Consider the following 21,159-nt stretch of genomic DNA (forward strand, 5'->3'; position numbering starts at 1 on the left):
AGCACAATTAACCTTTTCCTATTCAAGTAATGATTGACAATAAAAGGTTTTGTTTATATGATGATAAAAAGATGAAATCAGAATGGAAGGAGGGTTTGCTATGCCAAGGAATTTGCGTGTTTATCAAACAGTTTCATATTGGCGCGGCAAACCTTTTGTTCTGTTTTCGTGAACGGTTTTTTAGGTCGGACCGCGCGCTGAAAAGCGCTGTGCGTAACATATCGGTTAAAAAAGGCATGGAGCTAAACGCTTCATGCCTTTTTATATACAAAATCTAAGGAAAGACAGGTGTATGGGATGTGAAGACAAATATAGAGGCGAGGGCTGTTCGTGCCAAACTGGATGAAAAAAGCTGCAAGGAAAAAATAGAAGGCGGCTGATGAGGAGATGGGGATAGATGTTTTCAGTTTTGAAAAAGCTTGGCTGGTTTTTTAAGGCGTACTGGCTGCGCTATACGATTGCGATTGTCCTTTTATTAGCAGTCAATGTCATTGAAATGTTTCCGCCTAAGCTCTTGGGGAACGCCATAGATGATATGAAAGCAGGGGCGTTTACTGCGGAAGGGCTGCTGTTTTATATCGGTATCTTTTTTGTGCTGACGGCGGCCGTGTATATTATGTCTTATTTTTGGATGCATCAGCTGTTTGGCGGAGCGAATCTGATGGAGAAAATTCTTCGTACGAAGCTGATGGGGCATTTGCTGACTATGTCGCCGCCGTTTTATGAAAAAAACCGGACAGGCGATTTAATGGCACGAGGGACAAATGATCTTCAGGCCGTCAGTTTAACGACAGGGTTTGGCATCTTGACGTTAGTCGATTCTACGATGTTTATGATGACAATCTTTTTGACGATGGGGTTTTTGATCAGCTGGAAGCTGACCTTTGCCGCCATTATCCCGCTTCCAGTCATGGCGATTGCAATCAGTCTATATGGAAGTAAAATTCATGAGCGGTTTACTGAGGCCCAAAATGCGTTCGGGGCGCTGAATGACAGAGTGCTGGAATCTGTTTCAGGCGTGCGGGTGATTCGCGCGTATGTTCAGGAAACAAACGATGTTCGCCGGTTTAATGAAATGACCGCTGATGTTTATCAGAAAAATATGAAAGTGGCTTTTATTGATTCACTGTTTGAGCCGACGGTGAAACTGCTTGTCGGCGCAAGCTATCTGATTGGGCTCGGCTACGGAGCGTTTCTTGTATTCCGGAACGAGCTGACGCTTGGAGAGTTAGTGTCCTTTAACGTTTATCTCGGCATGATGATTTGGCCGATGTTTGCAATCGGTGAACTCATTAACGTGATGCAGCGCGGCAATGCGTCATTAGACCGGGTAAATGAAACTCTTTCTTATGAAACGGATGTGACAGATCCAAAACAGCCCGCTGATCTTAAAGAGCCTGGAGATATCGTTTTCAGTCATGTCAGCTTTACATATCCAAGCTCAACAAGTGACAATCTTCAGGATATTTCATTTACGGTACGAAAAGGGCAGACTGTCGGGATTGCCGGTAAAACCGGGAGCGGAAAAACGACAATTATTAAGCAGCTTTTGCGCCAGTATCCTCCAGGTGAAGGGAGCATTACATTTTCAGGTGTACCGATTCAGCAAATCCCTCTTGACCGTCTCCGCGGATGGATCGGATATGTGCCTCAGGATCATTTACTGTTTTCACGGACTGTAAAAGAAAATATTTTATACGGAAAACAGGATGCAACTGATAAAGAGGTTCAGCAAGCCATTGCCGAAGCACATTTTGAAAAAGATTTGCACATGCTTCCGTCCGGTCTGGAGACAATGGTCGGTGAAAAAGGCGTGGCACTGTCAGGCGGGCAGAAACAAAGAATTTCGATTGCGAGAGCACTCATGGCGAATCCGGAAATCTTGATTCTGGATGATTCACTTTCCGCTGTAGATGCCAAAACAGAGGCTGCAATTATCAAGAACATCAGAGAAAACCGCAAAGGAAAAACGACATTTATTTTGACACACCGATTATCCGCGGTAGAGCACGCTGACCTGATCCTTGTGATGGACGGCGGCGTCATTGCTGAGAGAGGCACGCATCAAGAACTGCTGGCCAATAATGGGTGGTACCGGGAACAATATGAAAGACAGCAGCTGTTCACGGCCGAAGAAGGGGGAGCAGGGGCATGAAAATAGGAAAAACGTTATGGAGATACGCACTCCTTTATCGAAAATTGCTGATCACGGCCGTCCTATTGCTAGCTGTCGCCGTCGGTGCAGAACTGACCGGGCCGTTTATCGGCAAGAAAATGATAGACGACCATATCCTCGGCATTGAGAGAACATGGTATGAAGCTGCGGAAAAAGATAAAAATGCCGTTCAGTTTCACGGCGTCTCATATGTCAGAGAGGACCGATTGCATGAGCCTGTTTCAAAAGCAAAAGAAGCGCATATTTATCAAGTGGGAATGGCGTTCTATTTTGTTGATCAGGCTGTCAGCTTCGACGGGAATAGAACGGTTTCTGACGGGAAGCTGACGATCACAAACGGAGACAAGAGCCGGGCATATGCTGCCGAAAAGCTGACTAAGCAGGAACTTTTCCAGTTCTATCAGCCGGAAATAAAGGGAATGGTGTTTCTGATCTGCCTGTATGGGGGCTTGCTTGTGTTTTCGGTATTCTTTCAATACGGACAGCATTATCTGCTGCAGATGAGCGCCAATCGGATTATTCAAAAGATGAGGCAGGACGTGTTTTCGCACATACAGAAAATGCCGATTCGCTATTTTGACAACCTTCCGGCCGGAAAAGTTGTTGCGCGGATTACCAATGATACGGAGGCTATCAGGGATTTATATGTCACAGTGCTTTCAACATTTGTGACAAGCGGAATCTATATGTTCGGGATATTCACGGCTTTGTTTCTGCTTGATGTGAAGCTTGCGTTTGTATGTCTGGCAATTGTGCCGATTATCTGGCTGTGGTCTGTCATATACCGGAGATATGCGTCATATTACAACCAAAAAATCCGCTCGATCAACAGTGACATTAACGCAAAAATGAATGAGTCAATTCAAGGCATGACCATTATTCAGGCTTTCCGCCATCAAAAGGAAACAATGAGAGAATTTGAGGAATTAAATGAATCACATTTTTATTTCCAAAACAGGATGCTGAATTTAAACTCCTTAATGTCCCATAATCTGGTCAATGTCATCCGCAATCTTGCGTTCGTCTGTCTGATCTGGCATTTTGGCGGTGCGAGCCTGAATGCGGCCGGGATTGTTTCTATCGGTGTGCTGTACGCGTTTGTCGATTATTTGAACCGGTTATTTCAGCCGATCACAGGCATCGTCAATCAGTTTTCAAAGCTGGAGCTTGCAAGGGTCTCCGCCGGGCGTGTTTTTGAACTGCTTGAAGAAAAGAATACGGAAGAAGCGGGTGAACCGGCGAAGGAGCGCGCGCTGGGACGGGTTGAATTTCGTGATGTGTCATTTGCCTATCAAGAAGGTGAAGAGGTATTAAAGCATATTTCCTTTACTGCGCAAAAAGGCGAAACCGTAGCGCTCGTCGGCCATACCGGATCAGGAAAAAGCTCGATTTTGAATCTTCTGTTTCGTTTTTATGATGCGCAAAAAGGGGATATTCTGATTGATGGGAGAAGCATTTACAACATGTCAAGACAGGAACTCAGATCCCATATGGGCATTGTGCTTCAGGACCCGTACTTATTCTCGGGTACAATCGGATCTAACGTAAGTCTGAATGACGAAAGAATGACTGAAGAAGAGATAAAAAATGCACTGCGGCAAGTCGGTGCTGAGCCTCTTCTAAAGAAGCTTCCGAAGGGCATTAATGAACCCGTGATTGAAAAAGGCAGCACGCTATCCTCTGGAGAGCGGCAGTTAATTTCTTTCGCTAGAGCTTTGGCGTTTGATCCCGCGATCTTGATTTTAGATGAGGCAACGGCGCATATTGATACAGAGACAGAGGCCGTGATCCAGAAGGCGCTTGATGTCGTCAAACAAGGACGCACCACCTTCGTCATCGCTCACCGGCTTTCAACAATCAGAAATGCTGATCAGATTTTGGTTCTTGATAAAGGAGAAATTGTTGAGAGAGGGAACCACGAGGAACTGATGGCATTAGAAGGCCAATATTATCAAATGTATGAACTGCAAAAGGGACAGAAACATTCCATTGCATAACGCTCAAAAAACCCAAAACAATCGTGTTTTGGGCTTTTGGTTTATGTAGTCAATAAGCCAGACCGACACGGTATCCGACATACTTACCTGTAACAAGCTCACGATATAAAAAGTCCGCAGTATCGCCGACCGAAATGCTTGTGCCGCCCTCAGGCAAAACGTTACGCTCCGTACGATAAACGCCGGTTGCTGTTCCGTCCGGGAGGTAAGTGGGGCAGATGATTGTCCAGTCTAATGATGATTCTTTAAGCATTTCGTATACTTTTGCATGCTCCTTAGCTGCGCGGGTCTGCTTTCGTTTCGATTCATTTGTTTCAAACCGGTATTTTCCCGGTTCATATCGGGAATCTAGGATCCCTGCGGTGCCGATCGTAATAAGCCGTTTGATATGCTGTTCCTCCAAAGCGGAGAGAATGTGTGCCATAGCAGTTGACAAGGTATCATCACCATCTGTGCCTAGACAGCTGATCACGATTTCAGCATTCTCCATTATTTTTTTCACATCTTCTAAGCGGCGGGCGTTCCCCATGACAGTTCTGTCTTTTGAAAGGGGAAGATCAGCATGTTGAGATCTGATCAGAGCGAAAATATCAAATCTTTCATCTGCTGCAGCTTGTGTTAAAAAGGCTTGTCCGACGCGGCCGCTGGCTCCTAGTAAAGCGATTTTCATCAAAAAACCTCCTCGCCTTTCATTATAAAAGGATGTTCTCAGTTTGAACAGCGCGGGAAAGAATACCTGTACAAATAAACAGAACGATGGGAAACATATTCATGAATCATGGATACACTTACGAACTGAACCAGCTCCCAATTCACAATGGTGATGAATGACACCCCGATTCCCTCCCTTTTTTTCTAGGATATGTGGAGCAGGAAAAAAGGGTGACAAAATAAAGAGAGCGCGGAAACCGCGCCCTCTATAGCCATTTATTGAATTGTTATTGAACTCTGCCGCCCATTTGCTGCTGAGCGAAAGATACTAAACGTTTTGTGATTTCTCCTCCGACAGAACCGTTAGCGCGAGAAGTTGTGTCCGCTCCAAGGTTAACGCCGAATTCAGAAGCGATTTCAAGTTTCATTTGATCGATAGCCTGAGCTGCGCCAGGAACTAGTAAGTCATTTGAAGAGTTTTGGTTAGCCATGTGTAAAATCTCCTTTTTATTTAGTATGGTTGGGTTAACTGGAGTTGCACCAGATCTGTGAACCCTTATCGGGTGTCACTGCCGCCTCGGCGTAACCCAATGCTTTGCCGGCTTGTTACTACGTATTATGTTAAAATGGCCGGAAACTCATGCGGAGAATTGTGTGGTAAATCTTGAGAAAGAAAAAAAGCTTAGCCGTTTAGGCTAAGCTAGTCATAAATATGAAAAAGCATCAGTTCATGTATCTCGTTTGTAAGAGCAGGCTCGTCAGCGCGGGCGGGAAACAAGTCTCCCCATTCAATCTCACCGCTCTTATGATAGATGCCTTCATAATGGGTCCCTTTATAATAAAATGAAATTTTCCATCCGGGCAGCTTTTCTTTTGGGAACAAAGGTTTCCAGCTGAAATGAGAAATCATTACGGCCACGCTCCTTACATTTGGTATCAATTGACCTAAATAAAAACGGCTTATGTTCATTGTATCATTGTTTCAGAACATCATTGAAGAGGCCTTAATATGCAGATTGTCCCAGCTTTGGATAAAGATAAGCCCGCTTTATTAAAAAAGCGGACAGGTTACGAAGGCCACAATGCTTCAGGAGATGTGATTGCCTTCTCAGATAAATATGACGCGTATTCAAAGCTTCTTCGTTTTGTAAGAGAATCAACATTATGCAAATTTGGATGAGAAAAAATGCTTCGGCCTGGGCGCGAATTCGCTTCAAACATCCATACTTTACCGTTCTGATCAATGCCAAAATCGAAACCGATCTCCCCGATAAACCCCTCGATATGATCATGAAGGACATGGCTTGCCGTCAGTGCCGCTGCAGAAAGCTTTTTTATGACCTCAACTCTTTCAGCGGGATCATCGTATACTTCCGCAAGTGTCTTTACAGTGCCGCCGTTAGAAAGGTGTGTTGTAATGCTGTTCTTTCCGGAAATTTTTACGGCGATTGCTGTCACTGTCCATTTTCCTTTTCTGTTTTTATTGGTATGGACACGGAAATCCGCTGGTTTGCCTTGAAATTCGATGAGATCAACACCTTGCTGAATGAGAAAGTCGGACGTGTTGTGCTGTTTTTGAAATTCTGCAAGGAATGAGGCGGCATCGGAATAATCAATCGAAGTAAATGTTTTGGCGTCATTCGTATGCTTTACCGTCAGGCCGCCATCTGTTCTTTTCAGCTGATAAATGCCGGTGCCGAGTGCTCCATTTGCCGGTTTGATATAGACTTTTTTGTATGCGCCACAGAGCTCATCTATCAGCTCCACAGACGGTGTCAGCTCGGATCTAGGCAAAAAGGGTGCCGTTCTCGGATCTTTTTCGAGCAATTGATGAACGTTCCATTTATTGAAAAACGTTTTATTAAACCATGGGATCTGATATTCATCGATCAGCCTCTTTTTTGTATGTTGCAAGAGAAGTGAATCTTCAATTTTTCGGTTCGGCAAACGGTCATAAACGACGTTCGGCAATGGAACGATTTTTTTCTCCCAGCCATTTTCCCTGTAAAGGAGGCCTTCAATCGTGCCTTCCTCCCAGTTGATTTGGTGCGCGCCAAAAACGAAGCAGTAGCCTCCGGCTTGCTCGTGTAACGTGACAAGCTTAGAAAAAAAGAGGGAACGATCCTTAAATGGACGTTCAAGAGATACAGTAAACCCTGCCGTAAAGATGCCGACTAACGGCCCGATATGCACTGTATGATCATGAATCAGTATATCAGCCCTGCTTCGGTGGGGAAGCAAAAGCTCATGAAACAGATTTTCAGAGAGAAGCACGGTTTGTTCCAGATGCCGTCTGTAAGCAACGTGGCATCTGACAACCTTCGTTCCGAATGCGGCATGCAAAAGTCCGTCTTGCTTCAGCGAAGAGGGCAGAAACAGGGTGTTTTCACTGGTTTTGTCTATGCCGATCAAAAACCGTTTAGGATTCACGCGGAAGAACTCCTTTCTGGCTTTGCTCAGAAAACAGAAATTGGCAGCGCTTTAGGGGACAAGTGTACAGCTGTTCTTTTTGCTCGGGAGAGACACGCAGAATTGACTTCCTGCCCGGTTTGGAATTGATATCTAAAATCCAAATTCTCCCGTCCTTTGCAAGACATATATCAAGACCGAGTTCAAACAACGGCCCGTAGCGCTCGTCAAGATAATACGGAACCGATTGGGTAATCGAAAACACATCATCTAGTAAAACCACTTGCTGTTTTTTCGGTATATCTTCAAACCAGGAGTCAAATGTCAGCGCATCAGATCCGCCTGACAAATTGGCCAGCAGTCCGTGTTTGTATCCGCGTCTTACTGCCTTTCCGACTGTATTCCATTCACCTGCTTCGTTTTTTTCCATAAACAGACGAATATCACAAGGGTATTGTTCCTTATCTTGAATGTTTAAGTAAGGCTGAAGCAAATATTGATGCTGAAGCACTTTTTTGCACCATGTCTTAAAAGAAGTCTGGTTGGAAAACGTTTTTGTCTGCTTATCCTTTCCAATGTGATAAGTAGCTGTGATGTTTTTCTTGCCCAGCTTCAAAAGAATCACGCCTCTGCCTCCCGCGCCGAATGCCGGTTTAAGGATGCAGGCTTTTTCTTTGGATAAAAAGGAGTGAATTTGTTCGTAGCGGCTCACCTTTATCGTTTCGGGAATATAGGGATTGATTACAGAGTGCTGCTGCAAATCGTGAAGGACGGTCCACTTATCGGGAAGACCCCGCCCGATAAATTCCGTTTTCGGATATTTTTTGAGCCACTCAACGATTGGTTTTGCTTTTTGGGAATGTGAATCCTTGCCGTAAAAACAGCGATCATAAATATAATCTGGAATCGCCATTTCAGTTTCGTTCCATGTGCTGCTGGCCGAATGATAGACCGATGCTTTGACACGCAAAGTGTCAGGTGAAATATCAAATGGTGTAAACCGGATGAAACGTATGCCGAATTCGGGTGCTCTTTTGGCCAGTTCTGCGGAATAATCCGCTTCATGCTGGCGGGATAAGGACATAAAACCGAGTGTTATCATGGTGAGACTCCCCCTTTTATTCAAAAGCTGCCGGCGGGTGTCCGCAGCTTTACACTAAATACATGTAAGACGAACGCAGCTGACGGTATTCTACTTTACAGAATACGATTCTCCACCTTGCCCTATTCCAAAAGAACAAGCTGATTTTCTAAGAACAGGAATTTGTCTCCTCGTTTGCTAAGTGATTGCATGAGCCTCTATAATACGTATAGGTACATAATCTATATGAAAAAAGCTGAAGCACAGATGGAGGAAGATGAATAGGAATGGGTATTGCAGGAACCTTTATTTTTATGATCGTGATCGGCGCTGCCATTGGAGCGGTGACCAATCATTTAGCAATTCAAATGCTGTTTAGGCCGTATAAAGCGTACTATTTGTTTGGGAAACGAGTTCCTTTTACGCCCGGGCTGATTCCAAGACGGCGAGATGAACTTGCAAAACAAATGGGACTGATGGTAGTCAATCATCTCTTAACCCCTGAAGGCATTAAAAAGCGGCTCGTCTCTGATGCAGCCAAAACGCAGGCTCTTCGAATGGGGGAACAGCTGATTCAAAGGCTGTCACTTTCTGAAGTGACAGTAAAAGAAGCGCTTGAAAAAGCCGGGATGAAGCGCCCCGAAAAAGCTGCTGATGCATGGATCAGCAGCTGGACCGATGATAAGCTGAATAAGCTTTTCCGCCAATACGGGGACCAATCGTTAAAAGAGCTGGTGCCTATAGAGGTGCAGGAAAAGCTTGAGGAAAAAATTCCGATGATTTCAGGATATATATTGTCACGGAGTGTCCGTTATTTTGAAAGTGATGAAGGAAAAATCCGTCTTGGCAATATGATTGATGACTTTTTAAAAGAGCGCGGCATGCTTGGAAGCATGGTGCAAATGTTTCTTGGCAATTCAAGCCTTGCGGATCGCGTGCTGCCGGAGCTGCTGAAATTCTTGCGGAATGAGGAAACAAATAAATTGCTTTCTGATCTCTTAAAAAACGAATGGGGCAAGCTGAGGGAGTATACGTTTAATGAAGCAGACGAAAAATGGAATGCAAAGGCGCTCATTTTCAGTTTGAAACGAAGAGTGCTGCAAGCATTTTCGACTGCCCCTTTCTTCAACAATACGATTGGCACGCTTACCGTCCGCTATGAATCTGAGCTGACCCAGCAAATGCTGCCGGCACTGTTAGACAAATTGCTTGAAGGGATTTCGTCCAATCTTGAAAGTGTCTTAAAACGGTTGCGTCTTGAGGAAATCGTGAAGGAGCAGGTGGATCAGTTCCCGGTGGAGCGTCTTGAAGAAATGGTGCTGTCCATTTCAAAAAAAGAATTTAAAATGATTACCTATTTGGGGGGCCTTCTCGGCGGAATGATAGGCGCGATTCAAGCACTGTTTGTCATCCTTTTTTAAGAAGAAATGGGTTTTGATTAATGAAAGGAGCTCCATAGTCTGTTATAGTGGAGTGGTATGTCAAACGGCAATGATGAAAGGAGCTATTTACAATGGCTGTTAATTTTTATGATGTAGCGTATGATCTGGAAAATGCATTACGCGGGAGCGAAGAGTTCACCCGTTTAAAAAACCTTTACGACGAAGTTAACGCAGATGAATCAGCGAAGCGCATGTTCGAAAACTTCCGTGATGTACAGCTTAGACTCCAGCAAAAACAAATGGCAGGAGAAGAGATTACACAAGAAGAAGTGACGCAGGCTCAAAAAACAGTTGCGCTTGTACAGCAGCACGAAAAAATTTCTCAGCTGATGGAAGCGGAGCAGCGCATGAGCATGCTGATTGGTGAATTGAACAAAATCATTATGAAGCCTTTAGAAGAGCTTTACGGCAGTGTTGAAGGCTAATAAGCAAAATCCCTTCTTGGATAAGAAGGGATTTTTTATTCATTCAGCAAACTTGGAAATCCAATGAATCTTTTACCTCTCCATTGATGATGACTGATAATGTATGAATTCCTTTGTAATGCTTTCTGGTGGTTAAATCCTTAAAGGATTGGATTCTTGTGTATGACTTCGTTTCGTTTTTTCGTATATTTGTTTCTGTTATTTTAAATACTTTCTGATGACGCTGGCCTCTTGCTTTTACAAAATCAATTGCGTACTCAATTCTTACTTTTTGATCCCTGTCTGAATGAATATAGAAAGAAAATTCAAGGCTTTCGCCAATAACTATACGTTTGGGCTGGCATGTTAAATCATGTAGTTGTATCGAATCAGCATTTTCATAACCAAAAAGCGCTAAGGCCTGTTTATCACCCTTTTTTAATAAGGTCCGATAGGCGTGTTTGATAATCCAGTCTGTATGGGGATGTGTTCCGTACCATTGATCTGCGACTTTTCTCAGTAAATGAGGATGCGTTTTTGATATATCATTAAGGTTGTTGGCCACGCTTTTCCTTACATATAAGGACTCGTCCTGCATCAGCTTCTCAAGGATCGGCAATACGGGGGAAGGGTCCGATTTCAAAGCCGGTATCGATTTTCCCCATGGCAGGCGGGGCCTGCTGCCTTCGCTCGCAAGTCTTCTCACGTGTTCATTTTTATGCTCAGACCATGCAAGCAATTGTGCAATCATCTTTTCTTGATCTAACAGCAAAAAAGGCCTTACAGCAAATTCTGAGGTCGAATATTGCGTAAAGTATTCCAATGCCTTTATTGATTCTTCCCAATGCGCTAACCCGTACTGTTCCACATAATCTGGAAATAAAATTCCGCTGAGTCCTTTAAAATGAGGGGCTGTATCCCGTAAAATTGTGAGCGCTTCAACGTATTGTTTTGGCAAAGTTTCGTATAAAGAAACTGTCACGCGGCGCATCCGCTCTTTTAAAGTGAGTTCAGGCCAGTCCTCCAGCCGTAATGTACCCAAGAATCTGTTTTTGTTAAAATCAGGATAGGATGACCTTACATGATGGATCAACTGAGATATCAGTTCTTCATTATATATTTCTTTTAAATCAGCCATATAAACACCGCTTTTTCGTTTATTATTTATATTGTATGGGAATGTACGTTCTGGATCAAGTGTATAGTCCTAAAAATTAACAACTGATCCTACCACGGATATACAAAAGTTGGTTACTTTTTTTAGTTAAAAAAACCCTTGTCATCGGAAAGGAAAACTGAGATAATAACATTGAAAGCGCCTACACTTACCTATTTCAAATGGATACGGTCGCATATCATGCCGTTATATAGAGGGGATAAGCAACAGAGAGTAAGTGTTCGGAGCGCATCATTGGTCAAACAAGGGGTTCCTGATACATGATTTTTCGTAAATCGAAATAACGATATTAGGGAGAATGGCTGCTTCGATCGTATCCTATCAACAAGCCATACATAAAGTCTGCTGAGCCAGGCTTTTTTTGCTTTAAGAAAAGGTTGTTCTAAACACAGAGACAGGGTCATATCCTATACACAAGTACAGTCATCAAGGAGGGGGACATCTCTGTGTCAAAACAATTGCTTGCCTTAAATATAGATGGAGCGCTGCTTCGGTCGAACGGGAAGATTCATCAGGCAACGAAAGACGCGATTGAATATGTAAAGAAAAAAGGGATTTACGTCACACTCGTGACCAACCGTCATTTTCGCTCAGCACAGAAAATAGCGAAATCGCTAAAGCTTGATGCCAAGCTGATCACCCATAGCGGGGCATATATCGCTGAGAAAATTGACGCCCCGTTTTTTGAAAAAAGAATTTCTGATGATCATACCTTTAACATTGTTCAAGTGCTGGAGAGCTATCAATGTAATATTCGGCTTCTTCACGAAAAGTATTCCATCGGAAACAAGAAAAAGGTGAATTCGAATTTATTGGGGAAAGCACTCATTCATCCGTCTGACCCGATCTTTTATCCAGTCCAGTTCGTTGAATCATTAAGCGATCTCCTCATGGATGAGCCGGTGAGTGCACCCGTCATCGAGGTGTACACGGAGCACGACATTCAGCATGACATTACAGAAACGATTACAAAAGCCTTCCCTGCGGTGGACGTGATTCGCGTAAGCGATGAGAAGCTGAATATCGTCCCGAAAGGTGTCTCGAAGGAAGCGGGTTTGGCCCTCGTCGCTTCAGAGCTGGGCCTGAGTATGGATGATGTCGTGGCCATTGGGCATCAGTATGACGATCTGCCGATGATCGAACTTGCCGGTCTTGGGGTAGCGATGGGGAATGCCGTTCCGGAAATTAAGAGAAAGGCAGATTGGGTTACAAGGTCCAATGACGAGCAAGGTGTCGCTTATATGATGAAGGAATATTTCCGAATGCAGCAGCGAAAAGGATTTCTTGATAAGTTCCACATGAAACGTGTGTAAAAAAGCCGCTCGCGCCCTGACAGGTGCGGCGGCTTTTTTGCCGGATTGATTTTAGCAGTTTATTTCTGTACACTAAAGAAAGTTTTGAATCTGATAAATTAGGTGATGAAGTTGCAAATTAAAATAGAAGGCATACATGATGACCGCCTGCATCGGCCTCTTCAAAATATTGCAAATTTGTTTTATGAAGAGTGCGAGCTTGCGTATGGCGGAGAGGAGCCCGCAGATTTTGTCATTTCTTTAGCGTTGTCACAAACGGATGAGCATGTGACGGTTTCGGGAGAAGTGAAGGGAACTGGCATAAAGGAACAGCATACAAAATTCTTTTCTCCCGGCATGACTGAAAAAGAAGCTTTTAAGCAAGTGAAAAACACAATTTCTTATGTGTATCTCAATCTTCTTCAGGCGCATACGGGCATTACGCAGAAGTGGGGAATCCTCACAGGAATCCGGCCCACAAAGCTGCTTCATAAAAAACTGCAAAGCGGAATGTCCAAGGAGCAAGCGCATGCTGAGTTGAAAAAAGACTATTTAATTCATGATGAAAAAATCATGCTAATGCAGGAAATTGTTGACCGTCAGCTGGCGGCAGTTCCGGATTTGTACCGAGTAAAGGATGAAGTCAGCATTTATATCGGCATTCCGTTCTGCCCGACAAAATGCGCGTATTGCACATTCCCTGCGTATGCCATCCAAGGACAGGCGGGCAGAGTCGGCTCATTCCTATGGGGACTGCATTACGAAATGCAGAAGATCGGTGAATGGCTGAAGGAGCATGATGTTAAGGTTACAACCATTTACTTTGGCGGCGGGACGCCGACAAGCATTACAGCGGAGGAGATGGATCTGCTGTATGAAGAAATGGTCCGCTCCTTCCCGGATGTGAAAAACATTCGTGAGATTACGGTGGAGGCCGGTCGTCCTGATACGATTACAGAAGAAAAACTCGCCGTTTTAAACAAATATGACATTGATCGGATCAGCATCAATCCGCAATCCTATGAAAACGAAACGCTAAAGGCGATCGGGCGGCACCATACGGTTGAAGAGACCATTGAGAAATATCATCTGTCACGCCAGCACGCCATGAATAATATCAACATGGACTTGATTATTGGTTTGCCTGGGGAAGGCGTGAAGGAGTTTAGGCACAGTCTTTCAGAAACAGAAAAACTGATGCCGGAATCCCTTACCGTTCATACTCTTTCATTTAAACGGGCGTCAGAAATGACGAGAAACAAGCATAAGTACAAAGTTGCCGGCAGGGAAGAGGTTTCTCAAATGATGGAAGACGCGGTAGCCTGGACGAAAGAGCATGGGTACGTGCCTTATTATTTATACCGCCAGAAAAACATTCTTGGAAACCTTGAAAACGTCGGATACTCTTTGCCGGGACAAGAAAGCATCTACAACATTATGATTATGGAAGAGGTCCAGACGATTATCGGCATCGGCTGCGGCGCTGCTAGTAAATTTATTGATCGGGATACAGGGAAAATCACGCATTTTGCGAATCCGAAAGATCCGAAATCGTACAATGAGCGCTTCGAGCACTACACGGACGAAAAAATCAAATATTTAGAGCAGATTTTTGAAAAAACGACAAAGCAGCACTGATTACAGTGCTGCTTTTTTTATCCCTGTTTTTTTGCGGGCTGAACCTCAGGCTTCCATTTAAATACCTTGTTCAGCAAGCGGTAAATTCGTTTTGATTCCTTTGTGACAAGCGGTCCTAAAATCGCCAGAATGAGGACATATAATGCGGCAAACGGCTTTAATGTGGCTGACAGTCCGCCGGCTATTCCGAGATTCGCAACGATAATCGAAAATTCTCCCCGCGATACGATCGTCAGCCCGATATTCGATGAAGCCTTATGAGAAAGCCCTGCGCGTCGTCCTGCCACCATTCCAGCGATAAAATTTCCCAGAATGGTCAAAATCACTGCACCCAACGCAAGCCAAACCGCTTCACCGAGCGAAAACGGATCGATGCTGAGGCCGAAGCTGAAAAAGAACATCGCACCGAAGAAGTCGCGAAACGGAACGACGAGGTGTTCAATCCTATCGGAATGCTCTGTTTCTGAAAAGACCAAACCGAGCAGCAGCGCGCCGATTGCTTCTGCTACATGAATCGTCTCGGAAAACCCGGCGATAAAAAAGAGCGCTGCGAAAATGACGATAATAAACACTTCGTTTGAGCGAATGTCCAACAGTTTGTTCAACAGCGGCGGGAGTTTTCTTGCTGCGATAAAAAACAGCAGCATATAACCGAAGGCGATCAAAATGGACAAGAGCGCACTCCCTACGGATGTCGCATCACCTAGTACAAGGCCGGAAACAACGGACAGATATACGGCAAGGAAAATATCTTCAAACATGATGATGCCGAGAATCAATTCGGTTTCCGGATTGGCGGTTCTTTTTAAATCAACGAGCACTTTTGCGACAATCGCACTTGACGAGATTGTGATGACGCCTGCGAGGATGAGGACTTCCAGAAAGGAAAATCCGGTGATAAACCCGTAAAGCAGTCCGAGGCTGAAGTTAATCAAAATATAAATCGTCCCGCCGACCGCGATTGATTTTCCTGATTTGATTAACTTCCCGACAGAGAATTCGAGTCCGAGATAGAAGAGGAGGAACAGTACGCCCATTCGCCCGAAAAACTCGATGATTTCACTGCTTTGAATAAATGTTAGATCAATAATCCCTATTTTCGGCGCGTGCGGTCCAACAAGCATTCCCAGCACAATCAGAAACGGAATAATCGAAAATTTAATTTTATTGGCGATCACACTGGCGATTGCCACAAGCACAAGTGCAGTTCCGACTTCAAATACAAGATGGTCCATCGGGGCTCACACGCCCTCTCCAGAAAGAAAATCGTGAATCAGTTTCTTCAGATGCTTTCTCTCACCTGAGAGGACAAGGGTGTCATTTTCTTCAATAATCGAATCGGCTCCGGGATTTAGGAGCTTTTCCTGGTTGTGTTTGATAATGGCAATCACAGTGACATCGTAATTCTGGCGAACATCAAGCTCTCCGAGTGTGCGCCCGATCGATTTGGCGCCTTTTTCGACCTTAAACCATTCAATAATCAGATCGCTGAAGGCCATTTCGATGGACTCCAGAGCTTGCGGTTTATAGACCATGCCCCCGAGAATAGCTGCAATTTGCCTTGCTTCAGAATCATCCAATGAAATATTTGAAAGAAGCTCATCCGGATCCCGGTCATTAAACCGGTAAATTTCCCTTCTTCCGTCATCATGAATGATTATCGTCATTTTTTCGTGGCTTCTTGTTTCGATTTCAAACTTTTTGCCGATGCCCGGCAGATCGTTTTCTTTAATATTCAATGAAAATCCCTCCGAATGTAGTGTTGGCAGTATGGGGTGAGTTACAAATAAAACTTGAGCAAATTATATTCGGAGGTAATTAGACTGGTATTTGACAGGGACGGCCAAAGCCTTTTCCAGCCTGTTTATCAGCGGTTCGTCAAGTGGTTTGACAGAGAGCTGCCTGACAGACTGCGCCAGCGGGCTGTACTCTTTGATCAGCTCAGCCGGGTGCATGCTGCCCGGCGACGGCGTTTTTGCCGATTGTGTTTCCTGCGGATATGAGGACATAGGCACATAGCTGTCAGTGCTTGCTTCAAACTGGGAAGGCAGAACCACGTCCGAAGGGGGAAAGTACACCATAAATAAACTTAACAGAAAACTGATCAGCAATTTATCCATGTTCCTTTCCTCCCTTCTCATCAAGATATCCCTTCTTTTTCACTATATAAAACTTTATGTTTCCATTCAAACAATATGCATTTTTCAGTATCTATTGACCTTGAAAAATAAAAAGGTTTATTTGAGGATGGCGGGGAATGTATAGGAGAAAGAAAAAAAGTAAGCGCATACATGGAGGTGCTTTATATGGAGTTTGTTCAATATGCATGTAATGGGGCCGTTGCAGAGATTATCCTGAATCGGCCAGATGCCCATCACGCCCTGAATGAACAGATGCTGTCTGAATTGAAGGAGGCAGTCGAAATGGCGGCTGAAAGCGAGGCGCTCATCGTTCTCCTGAGAGGAAGCGGCAAAGGCTTTTCGGCCGGTGGTGATATCAGGATGATGACGTCAGAGCATGACCCTGATCAATTTAAACGGCTGATGGATACGATTGAGGCTGTCACCCTGAATTTATATCAGATGAAGAAAGTGACAATTGCAGCCATTCATGGCGCTGCTGCGGGACTGGGCCTGAGTTTGGCGCTTTGTGCGGACATTGTGCTCGCTGAAAAAAACGCCGTCCTCGCGATGAATTTTATCGGCATTGGGCTTGTTCCGGACGGCGGAGGACATTATTTGCTTAAGAAAAGAATCGGTGAAGCAAAAGCGAAAAAACTGATTTGGAGCGGAAAAAAACTATCTGCTTCAGAAGCTGCCGATATGGGGCTTCTTGATGGGACATTTGCCGGAGACCCTGTCGAAGGCGCAAGACCCATTATCGAAACCCTGTTGGCCTCCCCTCTTTTGGCGATGATCGAAACGAAAGCTATTTTTCAAAGCCTCCAGATTGAAGAACTGAAAAAAGTGCTATCCCTTGAGCGCAGCGCCCAAGAGAGAATGAGAAGGACCAAGGATCACCAAGAAGGAATCCGTGCATTTTTAGAAAAACGGGAGCCGAAGTTTCAAGCGTAACAGATCAGCCGGAAAGCTGATCATCTGTGAAACAAAATCAGCTTTCCGGCTGCATTTACTAAACGATGAGTATGACTATGAAGCTCTTTTTCTTTTAAGAGGGCTTCACCATGCGTTTTTGCCGCTTCTTCATGTTCTGCCTCGAATCGCTCGTTTACCAGCGTGTTCCCCGAAGGATCAAATACGGTAAGGAAATAATCAGCCATCAGGTTTCTCCTCCATTTTAAGGTTTATCAGTCTTTCTTCATTTATATTCTAAAAAGGAAATCAAAATCCTTTATTATGCTTTATCCAAAATTAGTATATAATGGGTCAGGGAAGGAGGAGATTCAGTGCTTACAATTGATCACGTAACGAAGACATTTGGAGATTATAAAGCCGTTGACGGATTGGACTTAGATATTCCGGAACAGCAAATGTTCGGTCTGTTAGGCGCAAATGGAGCGGGAAAAACGACGACGTTTCGCATGATCCTAGGATTATTAAGCATTACGGAGGGCTCAATCAGCTGGAAGGGCCGACCTGTGAATTATCATATCAGCAACAAAATCGGTTATTTGCCGGAAGAGCGGGGCCTTTATCCGAAAATGAAGGTAAAGGATCAGCTTGTCTATCTCGCCAGATTAAAAGGGATGGAGAAGCGGGAGGCTGTAAAAGAGCTCGGGACATGGCTTGAACGCTTCAATATTACAGATTACGAGAATAAGAAGGTGGAAGAGCTTTCAAAGGGGAATCAGCAAAAAATCCAATTCATTTCGGCAGTTTTGCATAAGCCGGAGCTGCTTATTCTTGATGAACCTTTCAGCGGCCTGGACCCTGTCAATGTTGAGCTGCTAAAAGAGGCTGTGATCTCGCTGAAAAACAGCGGCGTTTCTATTTTATTTTCAAGCCACCGGATGGAACATGTGGAGGAGCTTTGTGAGAACCTTTGCATATTGCAGAAAGGAAGACCGGTCGTGCAAGGCAAGCTGAAGGAGATCAAGCGCTCCTTTGGCAAAAAGAACGTCACCATTCACTCCGATGACGATCTAAGCTTTTTGCAGTCTCATGAAGGCATTCTACAATGGAAGGAAACGGCCGACGGCGTCAAGCTGCAGATTGCCAATGAAGACATTTCTCAAGAGATTTTTGCGATGCTACAGGGAAAAGGGTTTATCAGAAAGTTTGAGCTTGAAGAGCCGTCACTGCATGATATTTTTATAGAAAAGGTGGGGGCCGTCTATGAATAAATTTTGGATCATGCTTTCTCATACATACAAAAATAAGATTATGGCAAAATCCTTTATTATTTCGACTGTCATCACGGTGCTGCTTGTTTTAGTTGTAACGAATCTGGAGTCGATCATTTCTTTGTTTCAAGGTGACGATGCGAAAGAAAAAATCGCCGTTGTTGATGAAACAAACGAATTATATCCGGTTTTTTCAAAGCAGCTGAAAGCGGTGGATACTGACGGCGATCTTGATGTGAAACTGTCGAAGCAATCGGAGGATGAGGTCACAAAGCAAGTCAAAGATGAATCACTCGATGGCATGCTCATCATCAAACGAGATGAAAAAGGGACCATTTCAGGAACATATAAAGCGTTAACGATTTCTGATGAAAGCACGTATCAAACGCTGCAGCAGGCGCTGACGCAAACCAAAACAGCTGTCGGAACAGCGGAGCTCGGCGTGTCGCAGGAAACGATTAGCAGCCTTTATGCGCCCGTTACTGTGGGGCAGAAGGCGCTGAAAGAAGGGGCAAAGTCTGAGGAAGAGCTTGGCCAGACGGTAGGGCTTGTTTACATTATGCTGTTCGTCATTTATTTTTCGGTGATTATGTATGCCAGCATGATAGCGATGGAGGTCGCAACCGAAAAATCTTCGCGAGTTATGGAAATCCTGATCTCAAGTATGCCGCCGATCCAGCAAATGTTTGCAAAGCTGCTTGGTATCGGGCTTGTCGGGATCACACAGCTTGCTATTATTATAGGAGCCGGTTCTCTGTCGCTTAAGCTGAATCAAAAGAGCGAAACGGCTTCATCTGTCGGCGGATTCCTTAATCTGACCGACGTATCTGCAACCACTGTCATCTATGCTGTCATTTTCTTTTTGCTCGGATACTTTTTGTACGCGACACTTGCCGCGTTTCTCGGCAGTGTCGTCAGCAGAATAGAGGACGTGCAGCAAACGATCACGCCGATGACGCTTTTGGTTGTCGCCGGTTTTATGATCGCGATGTTCGGTTTGAATGCGCCTGACGCAGGATTTATTACGGTAACTTCGTTTATTCCGTTCTTTACGCCAATGATTATGTTCCTGCGCGTCGGCATGCTTGATATTCCGTTCTGGCAGGCGGCTGTCGGAATCGGAATCACACTGCTCACCATTGTCATACTGGCCGTTATCGGCGCCAGAATTTATAAAGGCGGTGTATTAATTTACGGCAATTCAAGCGCGTTCAAAGCGATCAAACAAGCGCTACGTTTAGCGAAAAACTGATTGGAAAACAGCCTGGGGATTCTCAGGCTGTTTCTTTATTGACAGAACGTGCATTCGCAAGAATTCGGTGCTAAAATAAGGGTACTTCATCCTGGAAAGGAGCAGAATGTTGACTGATCTAACCTTTATTCATGCGGCAGATCTTCATCTTGACAGCCCGTTTTACGGGATATCGCATCTGCCGGAGCCGATTTTTGCCCGGATTAAAGAAAGCACGTTTGCAAGCGTGAGACATATGATAGACGCCGCAGTGAGAGAACACGTTGATTTCATTTTGCTGGCGGGAGATCTGTTTGATGAAGCCAATCGAAGCTTAAAGGCTCAGCTCTTTTTGAAAAAACAGTTTGATAGACTCAGAGAGTGCGGAATTTCGGTATACGTCATCTTTGGGAATCACGATCATCTTGGCGGGGAGTGGACGCCGATTGAATGGCCTGAGAATGTCCATATTTTTTCGTCCGCTGTTCCAGAAGAAAAATCGTTTTTTAAAGAAGGCAGGCGCATAGCAAGCATTTACGGCTTCAGCTATCAAGCCAGAGCGGTGACGGAAAACCAAGCCGCCCGCTATCGGAGATCAACTGATGCACCGTTTCATATCGGCATGCTCCACGGCACGCTGTCAGGATCTGAAGGACACGATCCGTATTGCCCGTTTACACATGACGACCTCGTGAAAAGCGGGATGGATTATTGGGCGCTTGGCCATATACATAAACGCCAAGTTCTATCTGCCGAGCACCCGGCAGTCATTTACCCGGGAAACACGCAAGCACGCCATATGAAGGAGACGGGAGATAAAGGCTATTATCTCGTTCATGTGACAAACGGAGATATATCTCATGAATTTCAGAGAGCGCATGATGTTCTGTGGGAAAAAGCGGCGGTTGATGTGACGGAGGCAAAGAATATGACCGCCCTCTTCCAAATGGTGGAGGACACGTTTTCGAAGCTGCGGAAAAAGGGGAGCCCTGTTTGTGTAAGGCTTGTTTTACAAGGGACGGCGCCGGAATGGCTGCTGGAGGCGCCAAAAGGCACCTTGGATGAGTTTCTTGAAGCTCTTCAGGAGCAAGAAGCGGAGGAGGAACATTTCGTTTGGCCTCTTAGATTGGACGATGAGACAGAAAACGAAGCAAACCTAACAAACCTTGATCCTTTTTTTGGCGGTTTATTTGAAGACATTGATCGCAGCGATCTGTCAGACGTGCTGGAAGGGCTTGAGCGGCATCCAGTGTATAGAAGGCACGCGGACCGGTTTAGCCAAGAGGAGGTAAAAGAAATAAAAGAGCAGGCACAGATATTATTGAAAAAACAGCTTAAGGTGCTTGATACATGAGGCG

22 protein-coding genes are annotated in these 21,159 nt (G+C 44.7%); 11 read left to right on the forward strand and 11 right to left on the reverse strand.

Translation table 11 applies throughout. The features are described 5' to 3' along the window. Positions 1-116: 116 nt before the first annotated feature. The 3 genes from NYE56_RS04825 (at position 117) to bmrD (ending at position 4,173) form a co-directional block, all read left to right on the forward strand. A complete protein-coding gene (locus NYE56_RS04825; RefSeq protein ID WP_160244997.1) occupies positions 117-278 on the forward strand; it encodes a hypothetical protein in 162 nt (53 codons plus the stop codon). A gap of 119 nt (positions 279-397) precedes the next feature. After that, positions 398-2,155 carry a multidrug ABC transporter ATP-binding protein BmrC gene (bmrC, locus tag NYE56_RS04830; RefSeq protein WP_003245157.1) on the forward strand — a complete coding sequence of 586 codons (1,758 nt, stop codon included), beginning with the start codon at positions 398-400 and terminating at the stop codon, positions 2,153-2,155. Further along, complete coding sequence (bmrD, locus tag NYE56_RS04835; protein ID WP_341283540.1) at positions 2,152-4,173, forward strand: multidrug resistance ABC transporter ATP-binding protein/permease BmrD; 2,022 nt, start codon at positions 2,152-2,154, stop codon at positions 4,171-4,173. The genes bmrC and bmrD overlap by 4 nt, the downstream gene beginning before the upstream one ends. Before the next feature lie 49 nt (positions 4,174-4,222). Here bmrD and NYE56_RS04840 read toward each other — a convergent pair whose 3' ends face one another. From NYE56_RS04840 to spaC, 6 genes are all read right to left on the reverse strand, one after another. Beyond that, positions 4,223-4,843 carry an SDR family oxidoreductase gene (locus NYE56_RS04840; RefSeq protein ID WP_335449062.1) on the reverse strand — a complete coding sequence of 207 codons (621 nt, stop codon included), beginning with the start codon at positions 4,841-4,843 and terminating at the stop codon, positions 4,223-4,225. Positions 4,844-4,881: 38 nt separating this feature from the next. After that, on the reverse strand, positions 4,882-5,007 hold the full coding sequence (locus NYE56_RS04845) for a hypothetical protein (protein WP_003245136.1): 126 nt from the start codon (positions 5,005-5,007) through the stop codon (positions 4,882-4,884). A 104-nt stretch (positions 5,008-5,111) separates the two neighbouring features. Beyond that, positions 5,112-5,315 carry a beta type acid-soluble spore protein SspB gene (gene sspB, locus NYE56_RS04850; protein ID WP_003233287.1) on the reverse strand — a complete coding sequence of 68 codons (204 nt, stop codon included), beginning with the start codon at positions 5,313-5,315 and terminating at the stop codon, positions 5,112-5,114. A gap of 209 nt (positions 5,316-5,524) precedes the next feature. Next, entirely contained in the window at positions 5,525-5,743 is a 219-nt protein-coding gene (locus NYE56_RS04855; RefSeq protein ID WP_010886462.1) for a YheE family protein, read from the reverse strand. A 149-nt stretch (positions 5,744-5,892) separates the two neighbouring features. Next, the gene (gene yheD / locus NYE56_RS04860) at positions 5,893-7,254 is read right to left on the reverse strand and encodes a spore coat associated protein YheD (protein ID WP_341283541.1); all 1,362 of its coding nucleotides are present in this window, start codon (positions 7,252-7,254) and stop codon (positions 5,893-5,895) included. Then, positions 7,244-8,335: a spore coat associated protein SpaC gene (gene spaC, locus NYE56_RS04865; RefSeq protein ID WP_341283542.1), complete on the reverse strand. Its 1,092-nt coding sequence runs from the start codon at positions 8,333-8,335 to the stop codon at positions 7,244-7,246. The genes yheD and spaC overlap by 11 nt, the downstream gene beginning before the upstream one ends. A 266-nt stretch (positions 8,336-8,601) precedes the next feature. Between spaC and NYE56_RS04870 the strand changes: the two genes are divergently transcribed. Continuing rightward, a complete protein-coding gene (locus NYE56_RS04870) occupies positions 8,602-9,735 on the forward strand; it encodes a DUF445 domain-containing protein (RefSeq protein ID WP_341283543.1) in 1,134 nt (377 codons plus the stop codon). 92 nt (positions 9,736-9,827) lie between these two features. Continuing rightward, a complete protein-coding gene (locus NYE56_RS04875; protein ID WP_003224239.1) occupies positions 9,828-10,181 on the forward strand; it encodes a YlbF family regulator in 354 nt (117 codons plus the stop codon). A gap of 43 nt (positions 10,182-10,224) precedes the next feature. Here the strand turns inward: NYE56_RS04875 and NYE56_RS04880 are convergent, their stop codons facing one another. Further along, entirely contained in the window at positions 10,225-11,298 is a 1,074-nt protein-coding gene (locus tag NYE56_RS04880; protein WP_003233279.1) for a DNA alkylation repair protein, read from the reverse strand. Between the two features lie 485 nt (positions 11,299-11,783). Here NYE56_RS04880 and NYE56_RS04885 point away from each other — a divergent pair, with 485 nt between their 5' ends. After that, on the forward strand, positions 11,784-12,650 hold the full coding sequence (locus NYE56_RS04885; protein ID WP_341283544.1) for a Cof-type HAD-IIB family hydrolase: 867 nt from the start codon (positions 11,784-11,786) through the stop codon (positions 12,648-12,650). A gap of 111 nt (positions 12,651-12,761) precedes the next feature. Then, complete coding sequence (locus NYE56_RS04890; protein WP_341283545.1) at positions 12,762-14,267, forward strand: coproporphyrinogen III oxidase; 1,506 nt, start codon at positions 12,762-12,764, stop codon at positions 14,265-14,267. 17 nt (positions 14,268-14,284) lie between these two features. Here NYE56_RS04890 and khtU read toward each other — a convergent pair whose 3' ends face one another. From khtU to khtS, 3 genes are all read right to left on the reverse strand, one after another. Beyond that, entirely contained in the window at positions 14,285-15,502 is a 1,218-nt protein-coding gene (gene khtU / locus NYE56_RS04895) for a K(+)/H(+) antiporter subunit KhtU (RefSeq protein WP_063334972.1), read from the reverse strand. Positions 15,503-15,508: 6 nt separating this feature from the next. After that, positions 15,509-16,006 carry a K(+)/H(+) antiporter subunit KhtT gene (khtT, locus tag NYE56_RS04900; RefSeq protein ID WP_003233269.1) on the reverse strand — a complete coding sequence of 166 codons (498 nt, stop codon included), beginning with the start codon at positions 16,004-16,006 and terminating at the stop codon, positions 15,509-15,511. Between the two features lie 63 nt (positions 16,007-16,069). After that, the gene (khtS, locus tag NYE56_RS04905) at positions 16,070-16,408 is read right to left on the reverse strand and encodes a K(+)/H(+) antiporter modulator KhtS (protein WP_010886463.1); all 339 of its coding nucleotides are present in this window, start codon (positions 16,406-16,408) and stop codon (positions 16,070-16,072) included. Positions 16,409-16,573: 165 nt separating this feature from the next. Between khtS and NYE56_RS04910 the strand changes: the two genes are divergently transcribed. Beyond that, the gene (locus NYE56_RS04910; RefSeq protein ID WP_341283546.1) at positions 16,574-17,341 is read left to right on the forward strand and encodes an enoyl-CoA hydratase; all 768 of its coding nucleotides are present in this window, start codon (positions 16,574-16,576) and stop codon (positions 17,339-17,341) included. Between the two features lie 20 nt (positions 17,342-17,361). Here NYE56_RS04910 and NYE56_RS04915 read toward each other — a convergent pair whose 3' ends face one another. After that, complete coding sequence (locus NYE56_RS04915) at positions 17,362-17,547, reverse strand: YhzD family protein (RefSeq protein ID WP_015715596.1); 186 nt, start codon at positions 17,545-17,547, stop codon at positions 17,362-17,364. A gap of 126 nt (positions 17,548-17,673) precedes the next feature. On the opposite strand from NYE56_RS04915, the gene NYE56_RS04920 reads away from it, so the two are divergent. From NYE56_RS04920 to NYE56_RS04930, 3 genes are all read left to right on the forward strand, one after another. Continuing rightward, on the forward strand, positions 17,674-18,570 hold the full coding sequence (locus NYE56_RS04920) for an ABC transporter ATP-binding protein (RefSeq protein ID WP_032725309.1): 897 nt from the start codon (positions 17,674-17,676) through the stop codon (positions 18,568-18,570). Continuing rightward, positions 18,563-19,822, forward strand: coding sequence for an ABC transporter permease (locus NYE56_RS04925; protein WP_003244912.1), 1,260 nt, complete (start codon positions 18,563-18,565; stop codon positions 19,820-19,822). The genes NYE56_RS04920 and NYE56_RS04925 overlap by 8 nt, the downstream gene beginning before the upstream one ends. Before the next feature lie 106 nt (positions 19,823-19,928). Beyond that, positions 19,929-21,155: a metallophosphoesterase family protein gene (locus NYE56_RS04930; protein WP_341283547.1), complete on the forward strand. Its 1,227-nt coding sequence runs from the start codon at positions 19,929-19,931 to the stop codon at positions 21,153-21,155. Positions 21,156-21,159: the final 4 nt, after the last annotated feature.

Origin of the sequence: Bacillus sp. FSL R5-0603, from assembly GCF_038050295.1 — a bacterium.
GTDB lineage: Bacteria > Bacillota > Bacilli > Bacillales > Bacillaceae > Bacillus > Bacillus subtilis.